This window comes from Arthrobacter sp. SPT-J7 (genome assembly GCF_059089965.1).
Map to the genome: position 1 here is coordinate 1 of NZ_JBNHFF010000118.1, position 10,084 is coordinate 10,084.

At 66.4% G+C, this 10,084-nt stretch carries 15 protein-coding genes and 1 riboswitch; of the genes, 10 read left to right on the top strand and 5 right to left on the bottom strand.

Annotation, left to right across the window (positions count from 1 at the left end; translation table 11 throughout):
- From AC5RWX_RS25940 to AC5RWX_RS25950, 3 genes are all read right to left on the bottom strand, one after another.
- A partial coding sequence (locus AC5RWX_RS25940; protein ID WP_494099154.1) for an ABC transporter permease occupies positions 1 to 645 on the bottom strand: 645 nt, incomplete at its 3' end.
- 13 nt (positions 646 to 658) lie between these two features.
- Positions 659 to 1,396, bottom strand: a complete 738-nt coding sequence (gene modA, locus AC5RWX_RS25945; protein WP_494099168.1) for a molybdate ABC transporter substrate-binding protein — start codon at positions 1,394 to 1,396, stop codon at positions 659 to 661.
- Between the two features lie 41 nt (positions 1,397 to 1,437).
- Positions 1,438 to 1,845 (bottom strand): TOBE domain-containing protein, encoded by a 408-nt coding sequence (locus AC5RWX_RS25950; RefSeq protein WP_494099155.1) that lies wholly within the window; start codon positions 1,843 to 1,845, stop codon positions 1,438 to 1,440.
- 134 nt (positions 1,846 to 1,979) lie between these two features.
- Between AC5RWX_RS25950 and AC5RWX_RS25955 the strand changes: the two genes are divergently transcribed.
- The 3 genes from AC5RWX_RS25955 (at position 1,980) to AC5RWX_RS25965 (ending at position 4,136) form a co-directional block, all read left to right on the top strand.
- A complete protein-coding gene (locus tag AC5RWX_RS25955) occupies positions 1,980 to 2,849 on the top strand; it encodes a DUF4031 domain-containing protein (RefSeq protein ID WP_494099156.1) in 870 nt (289 codons plus the stop codon).
- Positions 2,846 to 3,655, top strand: coding sequence for a 2-phosphosulfolactate phosphatase (locus tag AC5RWX_RS25960; protein ID WP_494099157.1), 810 nt, complete (start codon positions 2,846 to 2,848; stop codon positions 3,653 to 3,655). Before AC5RWX_RS25955 ends, AC5RWX_RS25960 begins: the two co-directional genes overlap by 4 nt.
- Positions 3,656 to 3,749: 94 nt before the next feature.
- Complete coding sequence (locus tag AC5RWX_RS25965) at positions 3,750 to 4,136, top strand: VOC family protein (RefSeq protein ID WP_494099158.1); 387 nt, start codon at positions 3,750 to 3,752, stop codon at positions 4,134 to 4,136.
- A 54-nt stretch (positions 4,137 to 4,190) separates the two neighbouring features.
- Here AC5RWX_RS25965 and AC5RWX_RS25970 read toward each other — a convergent pair whose 3' ends face one another.
- Both AC5RWX_RS25970 and AC5RWX_RS25975 read right to left on the bottom strand, forming a co-directional pair.
- The gene (locus AC5RWX_RS25970; protein ID WP_494099159.1) at positions 4,191 to 4,592 is read right to left on the bottom strand and encodes a YccF domain-containing protein; all 402 of its coding nucleotides are present in this window, start codon (positions 4,590 to 4,592) and stop codon (positions 4,191 to 4,193) included.
- A 69-nt stretch (positions 4,593 to 4,661) separates the two neighbouring features.
- The gene (locus tag AC5RWX_RS25975) at positions 4,662 to 5,276 is read right to left on the bottom strand and encodes a phosphoribosylanthranilate isomerase (protein WP_494099160.1); all 615 of its coding nucleotides are present in this window, start codon (positions 5,274 to 5,276) and stop codon (positions 4,662 to 4,664) included.
- Positions 5,277 to 5,372: 96 nt separating this feature from the next.
- Between AC5RWX_RS25975 and AC5RWX_RS25980 the strand changes: the two genes are divergently transcribed.
- The 7 genes from AC5RWX_RS25980 to AC5RWX_RS26010 all read left to right on the top strand — a co-directional run bounded on the left by AC5RWX_RS25980 (position 5,373) and on the right by AC5RWX_RS26010 (position 9,887).
- Entirely contained in the window at positions 5,373 to 5,963 is a 591-nt protein-coding gene (locus AC5RWX_RS25980) for a HutD/Ves family protein (protein ID WP_494099161.1), read from the top strand.
- 72 nt (positions 5,964 to 6,035) lie between these two features.
- Complete coding sequence (locus AC5RWX_RS25985) at positions 6,036 to 6,566, top strand: ferritin (protein ID WP_494099162.1); 531 nt, start codon at positions 6,036 to 6,038, stop codon at positions 6,564 to 6,566.
- A gap of 75 nt (positions 6,567 to 6,641) precedes the next feature.
- Positions 6,642 to 6,706, top strand: a riboswitch (guanidine-III (ykkC-III) riboswitch).
- 9 nt (positions 6,707 to 6,715) lie between these two features.
- Positions 6,716 to 7,039 carry a DMT family transporter gene (locus AC5RWX_RS25990; protein WP_494099163.1) on the top strand — a complete coding sequence of 108 codons (324 nt, stop codon included), beginning with the start codon at positions 6,716 to 6,718 and terminating at the stop codon, positions 7,037 to 7,039.
- Positions 7,039 to 7,416, top strand: coding sequence for a DMT family transporter (locus AC5RWX_RS25995; RefSeq protein ID WP_494099164.1), 378 nt, complete (start codon positions 7,039 to 7,041; stop codon positions 7,414 to 7,416). Before AC5RWX_RS25990 ends, AC5RWX_RS25995 begins: the two co-directional genes overlap by 1 nt.
- A 111-nt stretch (positions 7,417 to 7,527) precedes the next feature.
- Entirely contained in the window at positions 7,528 to 8,154 is a 627-nt protein-coding gene (locus AC5RWX_RS26000) for a nucleoside/nucleotide kinase family protein (protein WP_494099165.1), read from the top strand.
- Between the two features lie 69 nt (positions 8,155 to 8,223).
- Positions 8,224 to 9,231, top strand: a complete 1,008-nt coding sequence (locus AC5RWX_RS26005) for an aldo/keto reductase (protein WP_494099166.1) — start codon at positions 8,224 to 8,226, stop codon at positions 9,229 to 9,231.
- 5 nt (positions 9,232 to 9,236) lie between these two features.
- A complete protein-coding gene (locus AC5RWX_RS26010; RefSeq protein ID WP_494099167.1) occupies positions 9,237 to 9,887 on the top strand; it encodes an MBL fold metallo-hydrolase in 651 nt (216 codons plus the stop codon).
- Positions 9,888 to 10,084: the final 197 nt, after the last annotated feature.

The window sequence follows — 10,084 nt, forward strand, 5'->3', positions numbered from 1 at the left end:
GAGGCTGCCCGCAAACGTCAGGGTGGCGCCGAACTCGCCGAGGCTGCGCGCGAAGGAGAGCACGGCCCCCGAGGCCAGCCCGGGCAGCACCAGCGGCAGCGTCACGCGTCGGAAGACCCGTCCGGGGGAGGCGCCGAGCGTTGCTGCGACTGCTTCGTACCGTTCCCCGCCGGTCCGCAGGGCTCCCTCCAGGCTCACCACCAGGAACGGTAATGCTACGAACGTCTGCGCCAGGACCACAGCGGTGGTGGAGAAGGCAATTTGGAGTCCGAGGACTTCCAAGGTGCTGCCCAGGAGGCCTTGGCGGCCGAACGTGTAAAGAAGTGCGATGCCGCCCACCACGGGTGGCAGGACGAGCGGGAGCAGCACCAGCGAGCGCAGCAGTCCCTGCAGCGGGAACCTGCCCCGGGCCAGAACGAGGGCCAGCGGTACACCGAGGAGGATGCACAGGACGGTGCTGGCAGCGGACGTCTGCAGGCTCAGTCCCAATGCCGATAGGGCGGACTCGGAGGTGACCAGTGGCAGGAAGTTGGCCCAGTTGACCCTTGCCACCATGGCGAGCAGTGGGAGGACGACCACCAGGACGGCCAGGACGGCCACGGCATGGATCCAGCGCGGAACGCCGCTGTAGGCCTGGCCGCTCACGAGGCCTGGCCGCTCACGCCGGACCCGGTCCGAAGCCGGCGTCAGAGAGTAGTTTTTGGCCTTCGGGACTGCTGATGAGTTCGAGGAACGCGCGGGCCTCTGCACTGTTTCTGCTGCTGGACAGCACGGCGGCGGGGTAGCTGGTGACGGCACCGGCCGCTTCCGGGAAGGGAACGTCCTCCACCCTGCCTGCCGCGGACCGGATGTCAGTGACGTAGACGAGTCCCGCGTCGGCTTCGCCGGAGATGACTTTGCCCAGCACGTCCGCCACGGAGTTTTCCTCGCTGGCAGGGTTCAGGTCTGTTCCGGCCTGCTGTTCGACGACGGCCGCGGCGGCACCACAAGGAACCTGGTGGGCACATTGCACCAGAATGGTCCCAGGTTTGGCGAGGTCCGCGAAGGAACGGATGCCGGCCGGGTTTCCCCGCGGGACGGCGATGGCGAGCGTGTTGGTGGCGAAAACCCCGGGTTCACCCTCCACCAGTCCGGCCTCCTGCAGTTTTTCCATGTTGCTGGTGTCTGCGGAGGCGAAGACGTCCGCCGGCGCGCCCTGGTTGATCTGGGTGGCGAGGTCTGCGGATCCGGCGAAGCTGAGGGTTACCGTGGTGCCGGGGTGCCGGGCTTCGAACATCTTTGCCAGTTCCGTGAAGCTGGTTTTGAGGGATGCGGCGGCGAACACAGTCAGTGCCCCGCCGCTGCCGTCAGCGGCCGCGTCGCCCTTGGCACTGCACGCTGCCTGCGTGGCGGTCATCAGTACTGCCAGCAGCAGGGCCGTGAGCGTGCGGATCCTGTTCACAGCGCCTTGCCCTGCGGCGTCTCGATGATGACCGTGGTGGCTTTGACCACCGCGGTGGCCACGGAGCCTGGTTCGAGCCCCAACTCCCGCACGGCCTCGCTGCTCATGAGGGACACCACCCGGAAGGGGCCGCACTGCAGCTCCACCTGTGCCATGACCTTGTCCGCCGTGATGCCGGTAACCAGGCCCACGAACCTGTTGCGCGCAGAACTCCCGGTACGGTGCGGATCGTCCGGAAGCTGCGCCAGTTTCTGTGCATGCCGGGCCAGTTCCAGCCCGTCCACGGCAAGCCGGCCGCCGTCGTCCTTCATGGCGGTGAGCGATCCGTTGTCCAACCAACGCCGCACGGTGTCGTCGCTGACACCGAGGAAGCGGGCAGCTTCAGCAACGCGAATAATGGTCATAGACCCAGTATGGCGCAGCTGCGGTAGGAACAGCATAGCTGAGCCGCATTTTCGGATACCGCACAAAAGCGTGCCCGCACCCAGGGTCGCGTTCCCGCCGAAACCTCATGACCTGTCCCAACTAGACTTCCTCCATGGCCATCTACATCGACCCGCCGCTGTGGCCTGCCCACGGGACCCATTTCTCGCATCTGGTATCTGACACGTCGCTCGCCGAACTGCACTCGTTCGCAGCCGCCGCCGGCATTCCGGAGCGGGCCTTTGACGGCGACCACTACGACGTTGCTGAGCGCCGCTTCGATGACCTGGTGTCGGCGGGTGCCATCCCCGTGCAGGCCCGGATCCTGGTGCGAAAGCTGATCGCCAGCGGTCTGAGGATCCCTGCACGGCAACGGAACAAGTCGCTCAAGGTTCCGCTGTTCAACCGGTGGGACGCCATCATGCCCGGCCACGACGCGCTTTTCCTCGACCTGCTGGACCGGTGGAGCGAGCCGCACCGCCGGTACCACGGCTGCACGCACCTGCTGTCGGTACTGGAAGCGCTGGACCTGCTCACCGATCCCGATGACCCGCCCCGCACGGTGCTGCTGGCCGCGTGGTTCCACGACGCCGTCTACCGGTGCGTCGCCGGCCAGGACGAGGAGGAGTCGGCCTGCCTGGCGGAGGATCGGCTGGTTGCTGCCGGGCTTCCCGAGGCGGAGGTCGCCGAGGTGGCACGGTTGGTGCGGCTGACATCGGACCATCGCCCCGCGGCGGGGGACGACTTCGGCGCCCTCCTCTGCGATGCAGACCTTTCCGTCCTGGGCGGGGAACCTGAGGAGTACGCGAGGTACGTGGCCGATGTCCGCCAGGACTATGCGCACATCGGCGACGCTGACTTCGCTGCCGGCCGCGCCGCTGTCGTACGCCACCTGCTGGACCTGGACCCGCTGTTCCACACCGGCCGGGCGCGGGAACTGTGGCTGGGCGCCGCCCGCCGGAACCTGGAAGGCGAACTGGCGTGAACGCACCCACTTCAAACCCCCGCCACACACTCACGGCAGGTGCTGCCCACCGGCAACTGCCCTACAACGTGCGGCTGGAATGGGGGCTCGACGGCGCCAGGACGGTAACGTCCGGGGCGGACCTCGCCGTGGTGGTGGACGTCCTGTCCTTCACCACCTGTGTCAGCGTCGCCCTGGACCGGGGAGCCGTCGTTTTTCCGTTTCCCTGGAAGGACACCAGTGCCGAAGACTTCGCCGCCCACCACGGCGCCCAACTGGCAGGGCCCCGCAACGGCGGCGGGCTGAGCCTCTCCCCCGCGAGCTTCCGGGCTGCGGGGTCCTTGGAGCGGGTGGTCCTGCCCTCGCCCAATGGATCCGCCCTATGCCATGAGCTGGCGGGCGAGGTCCCCCTGGTAGCTGCGGTATCGCTCCGCAATGCGGCAGCAACGGCCGACTGGGTGATGGCCAACTTCCCTGAAGATGCCGTGATCGCTGTGATTGCCGCCGGTGAACACTGCCCGGACCGCACCCTCCGCCCGGCTGTGGAGGACCAGATCGGCGCCGGCGCGTTCATCGCGGGCTTGGTGGCTGCGGGCAAGGGCGGCTACGAGGCCGAAGACGGCAGGCACGGTTACTCACCCGAAGCCGTGGCCGCGATGGCGGTGTTCGACGCGGCGGAGCCGCGGCTCCGGGATATGCTGCACGGGTGTTCCAGCGGCCGCGAGCTGGCCGGCGCCGGCTATGCCGGCGACGTGGATATCGCCGCGGAACTGGACGACAGCAGCACCGTGGCCCTCCTGATCAACGGGGCATTCACTCCCCGCTGATGGACCTGCGCCCGGCTGGTCCGGCCGGACCCAAGGAATACTTCCAGCCACCCGGACCTTTACGGTTCTGGCAGGAGGATGCAACACTGCTCGGATGACCCTGCGCATCAAGTCCCTTTGCATCGATTCGACCGATCCTAAAGTGCCCGCGGACTTCTGGGAGAAAGCGCTGGGGTGGCGCCGGACGTACGAGGCGGACGATGAGATTGTGCTGGAGCCGCCGGCCGGCAGCCCCGAGGACGGAGTGTCCCCGGACCTGCTCTTCCTCAAGGTGCCCGAGCGCAAGGAGGTCAAGAACAGGCTTCACCTGGACCTGCGGCCCGGGGACCGCGACGCAGAGGTTGCAAGGCTCGTGGGCCTTGGTGCCAAACGCGTTTCTGTGGGCCAGGGCCCTGAGGTTACCTGGGTGGTAATGGCTGATCCGGACAGCAATGAGTTCTGCGTCCTGCGGGCGCTGCGGCCGGATGAGCCAACGGAGTAGAGGGCCCGTCAGCTCATCAGTACCCGGGTGCTGTCGGCGGGGCACCGCCCCGGCTTACCGGTAGGCCGTGACGAACGGCGCGTCGGTGGGCACGATCTGCTTGCCCAGCGGCATCAGGGACACCGGGATGAGCTTAAGGTTGGCGATGGCTAGCGGGATGCCGATGATGGTGATGGCCATGGCAAAGGCCGTGACCACGTGGCCGATAGCGATCCAGATGCCCGCCACCAGCAGCCAGATCACGTTGCCCAGCAGGGAAAAGACTCCTGTTCCGCCGGGCTTGTCCACCACTGTGCGGCCGAACGGCCACAGCGTGTATGACGCAATCCTGAACGAGGCGATGCCCCACGGAATGGTGATGATCAGGAGGCAGCAGATGACGCCGGCCAGGAAGTAGCCCAGCGCAAGCCAGAATCCCCCGAAAACCAGCCAGATGATGTTGAGCAGTGTCTTCATTCATCCATTGTGCCCCGGGGCACTGACAATAGGATGGGGTTTGCCCTGACCGGGCCGTCAACCCGGCTGCTACACGGGGGCAGCCGCGCCCTTCGCCGCCCGCACAAAGGCACGCACCTTGGCCAGGTCCTTCACGCCCCGGGATGCCTCCACACCGGAGGAGACATCGACGCCCCAGGCGTGGGCTGCCGCGGAGGACGCACCCACGTTGGCGGGGTCGAGCCCGCCGGCGAGCAGCCAGTGCCGTCCTTGAAGAACCGGCAGGGCGGCCACGGAGGCGTAGTCCCACGCCTTCCCGGAGCCCGGCACCGCGGCGTCAATCAGCAGCAGGTCCTCGCCCCAGTTCTCGAACTCCTCCGGAGCGGCAGCCATGGTGACTGCCCTGATCAGCTTCATGCCGGCATCGTGCACGGTAGCGACGTCCTCACGGGTGCGGGGGCCGTGCAGCTGGATCCATTCCAGCCCGGCAGCGCGGGCGATCGCCACGGCGTCGGCCACCGGTTCGTGGCGGAATACTGCGATGGGCGAGACTCCTGCGGGGACCTCCGCCAGCAACGAGGACGCCTGGGATGGCGAGACAACGCGGGGGCTGGCGGTGAGGACGAAGCCCACGGCATCCGCCCCGGCACTTACCGCTTCACGGACGGATTCGGGCGTACTGAGCCCACACACTTTCACAAACATTCCCGGCTCCTTGAGGCTGTTCTTGTGTTATTCCCCCGGAGGAGAGTAGCAGGAAGGCGGGCCGCGGGATGTACGCGGGGGAATTAGGCTGGGCAGATGGAGATCATCCGCTTTGCAGACCTTAAACCCGAACCCTGGCGGAACGGCGGCGGGGTGACGCGCCAGCTGGCCAGCCACCCTGCCACAGGTTCCGCGCAGGACGGGTCCTGGGACTGGCGGGTCAGCATCGCTGACGTCAGCAAGGCCGGCGATTTCTCCGCGTTCCCAGGGATGGAGCGGGTGCTGACGGTGGTGGAGGGTGAACTCCTGCTGCTGTCCGTGGACGGCGCCGAACATCCCCTGGAGAAGTACCGTCCTTTCCGGTTTCCGGGCGGGGCCAGCACGCAGGCTTCCCTTCCGACGGGTGATATCCGGGACCTCAACGTCATCACGCGGGCAGGCCGCTTCAAGGGCTTCACGTCCATCATCGAGCTCTCGAAAAAACGTGCCAAGCCCATCTTCGAAGGACAGCTGGGGATCCTGCTCCAGGGACAGGCCACGGCAGCCGCAGGAACCAACGAACCCGAGGCACTGACGCGATACGACGCAGTGGTGGGTTCCGACGTCGACACCCCTGACGTCCTGGGCCGCGGTTTCCTTGCCGTCGTCTCGATCGACCCTGTTGAGGATGGGCCCGGCGCGGAATAGGAGAGCCTCGCCTTTGGGAAGCAGAGCCTTTCCACACTGGTGGCTCCACGCAGCCGTCCCTAAACTCGGGCTATGACCACTTCAACGTTCAATGCGCTCCTGTCCACCCAGATCGGCAACGAATTCACGGCATCGCAGCAGTACATTGCCGTGGCGACCTGGTTTGCCAATCAGGACCTCCCCCAGTTGGCCAGGTATTTCTACCGCCAGTCCGTGGAGGAACGGAACCACGCCATGATGATGGTGCAGTACATGCTGGACCGCGACATCGCCTTCACCATTCCGGGCGTCCCCGCCGTCCGCAACGACTTCACCTCGGTCACCGAGCCGTTGGCCCTTGCCCTCCAGCAGGAAAAGGAAGTCACCCGCAACATCGAGGACCTTTTCCGGGCAGCCCGCGGCGAGAACGACGCACTGGGCGAGCAGTTTATGCTCTGGTTCCTGAAGGAGCAGGTTGAGGAAGTCGCGTCCATGACCACGCTGCTGAACATCGCCGAGCGGGCGGACAACCTGTTCGACATCGAGAACTTCATTGCCCGTGAAACCATCGGCGACGGCGGCCGCGACTCATCGGCGCCCGAGGCAGCCGGCGGCGCCCTATGAGGTCCGGGGCTGCCTGGTGGTGAGGTTTCCCACCATCAGTGGCCGCCCGGCGTCGGGCGTTGCTACGCTGGAGAGGTAGACTCCGCAAACGGGCCTCCGGACGACGGTTCAGTACCCGGCACGCGACAAGACTGGCCAAAGGATCTGTCATGCCGTGGTTAATCCTCATCCTTTCCGGCGCCCTTGAAGCGGTGTGGGCAGCAGCTCTGCACCTCGCCTTCCAGGCGTCCGGCCGGCGCCGCATCGCCCCCGCCGCGCTCTTCCTGGTCTCCGCGGCCGCCAGCACCGGCGGCCTGGCCATCGCCATGCAATCGATACCCACCGGCACGGCGTACGCGGTGTGGGTAGGCGTGGGTGTGGTGCTGACCTCCGCCTACGCCATCGTCACCAAGGTGGAACGCCCGACGGCGGCACGGCTCCTCCTGCTGTCCGGCATCGCAGTGTGCGTGGTCGGCCTGAAGGTGGTGGCGTAATGCTGCGGCGCTCGATTCCTTGGCTTGTGCTTATCGCCTCAGCCGTTCTCGAAGCGGTGTGGGCCACCGCTCTCGGTTTGTCCGACGGCTTCACCGAGCCCTTTCCCACACTGGTCTTCGCAATAACGGCAACGTTGAGCATGCTGGGCCTGGGCATGGCCATCCGGACCATTCCCCTGGGCACCGCCTACGCCGTTTGGGTGGGAATTGGTGCGGCACTGACCGTGGGTTGGGCTATGGCCACCGGCATGGAAGCCTTCAGCGTGGTGAAAGTGGTGTTTATTGCCGGAATCGTTGGCTGCGCGGCTGGGCTCAAAGCGCTGCCCGGAGGAGCCGACGCCGACGAGCCGGAAACTGCCTTCCACTCCAGCCGCTGAAGCTCCCCATGTTTCAGGTAGGCCGATGGCGTGGCCCGGGGGTCGCCGTCGGATGTGGCGTTCCTGGAATGAAAGGATGGGGAGATTCAACGGGCGGTCTAGGCTTTTGCCATGGACTCCCCCGAGATCATCCACGCGATGGCCGCACTGCGGGAAAGGCTCGTCCCTGGTACGCGGACCATCCTGGGCATTGCGGGTGCCCCTGGTTCCGGCAAGTCCACCTTCGCCGAGTGGATCCGGCAGCAGTTCGAGCCCGGGCAGGCCATAGTGGTACCCATGGACGGCTTCCACCTCGGCAACACCATCATCGATGGCACCCCGCTGCGGCAGCGCAAGGGAGCCATCGACACGTTCGACGCCGGCGGTTATCTTTCGCTGCTGCGCCGCCTGGTGCGCCGGGATGAGCCGGTGGTTTACGCTCCGGAGTTCCGTCGCACCTTGGATGAACCCGTAGCAGCTTCCGTCGCCATCCCGGCAGACGTCCCGCTGGTGATCACCGAGGGTAACTACCTGCTGATGGAACAGGAACCCTGGAAATACATCAGGGCGCAGCTGGACGAGGTTTGGTTTGTCGACACGCCCCCGGAGCTGCGCCTGGCCCGCTTGGTGGAACGGCACGTTTCATTTGGGATGGAACGGACTGCGGCTGAGGCTTGGGCAACCGGCCCGGACGAAGCCAACGCGGTGGTGATCCAAGCAACCCGTTCAGCTGCGGACCGGGTCATTCCCTGGCATTAGGACTGACGGAATACAAGCTACCGGGAGGGTGTTCCTGGCTTGGACAACTTGAATGATGGGAGCACGGTCATGGCAGCAGCAGTCCACCTTGGCGACGGCCTCGAGGTCAGCCCTCTCGGCTTCGGCGGAATGGCACTCACACCGGTTTACGGGGAGGTTGATCCGGCTGGCGCGCTCAGGACGCTTCATCACGCCGTCGACTCGGGCGTCAGCTTCATCGACACGGCAGACGTCTACGGCGGTGGCAGCAACGAGGAACTGATCGCGCATTTACTGAAGACGCGGCGGGACGAGGTCCAGCTTGCCACCAAGTTCGGCCTGGTGGGCTCGCCGGCGGACGGCTATACGGACATCCGGGGCGACGCCGTACATATCCGCCAGGCCGTGGACCGGAGCCTGCAGCGGCTGGGCACGGACGTGATAGACCTCTACTACATGCACCGCCGTGACCTCCGCGTTCCGATTGTGGAAACCGTGGAGGCCATGGCGGAGCTTGTGCAGCAGGGCAAGGTCAAGCACCTGGGACTGTCGGAGGTGACGGCCCAGGAGCTGGAGGATGCATCCGCAATCCACCCTATTGCGGCGGTCCAGAGTGAATGGTCCATCTGGAGCCGCGACGTGGAACGCAACGTTGTTCCTGCGGCCGCCGCCCTGGGAGTGGGTTTTGTGCCGTACTCGCCTTTGGGCCGGGGATTCCTCACCGGCACCGTTGACGCTTCCAGCTTGGGGGACAACGACTTCCGACGGCGGATTCCCCGCTTCGCCCCTGACGCGGCGAGCGCCAACCAGGCAGTGGTGGCCACCGTCCGGTCCGTGGCGTACGAACTGGGAGCGACGCCTGCGCAGGTGGCCCTGGCCTGGCTGCTCGCCCAAGGCAAGCTGCTCGGCCTGCCCGTCGTCCCCATTCCCGGCACCCGCAAGACTCACCGGATCGACGAAAACCTTGGCGCGCTGGCCCTGGAGCTGAGCCGTCCGCAACTGGACGCACTGGCACAGGCTTCTGACGGCGTCGTCGGTTCCCGCTCAGCGGATCCCCACTGGGTGTCTGAAGGCCGCGAACAGGCGTCCCTAGACTGAAGCCTATGGACTCACTTCTTTACGACCTGCCGGCGCTGACCATCCGCCGGATTTCCGTCAGCGGGATGGACAACAACGTCTACGTGCTGACTGCCAAAGCCAGCGGCGAACAGGTGCTGATCGACGCCGCGGATGACGTGCCGGCTATCCGGCAGCTGCTACAGGATTCGGCCGCGGATACGTCCGCCGGGCGCAGACTTGCCCTGATCGCCACCACGCACCAGCACTGGGACCACGTGCGGGCGTTGAAGGAGCTAGTGGCCGTTACGGGCGCGCCCACTGCTGCAGGAAAGGACGACGCCGACGCGTTGCCTGTTGCGGTTGACCGGCACCTTAAGCACGGGGACACGGTGGCCGTGGACGGCTTCGAGCTGACGGCGGTCCACCTGCGCGGGCACACCCCTGGGTCAATCGCATTTGTGTACGGGGACCCGGAAGGCCCCGCGCACATTTTTTCCGGCGACTCGCTGTTCCCGGGCGGGGTGGGAAACACCCAGAACGATCCGGATCGGTTCACGCAGCTTTTCACCGACGTCGGTGAGCGGCTGTTCGGCGCTTATTCGGACACCGCCATCGTGCATCCCGGCCACGGCAAGCCGACCACCCTTGGTGCAGAACGGCCGCACCTGGAGGAGTGGCGCGCCCGCGGCTGGTAGCGTTCAGGCCGCGCTGCGTTGGGTGATTCGCGCTGCGCAGAATCCCGGACGCTATCGATATACCCGTAGCGCCCGGGATTTTGGGATCGCCAGCTGATTCGCGCGGCGAAAACGCGAACCTTAGCGGCTGCGGCGCTCGTTCGAGGCCGGAGCCGAGGCGCGACGCGGGCCGCCGCTACGGGCGGGACGGCCGGAGC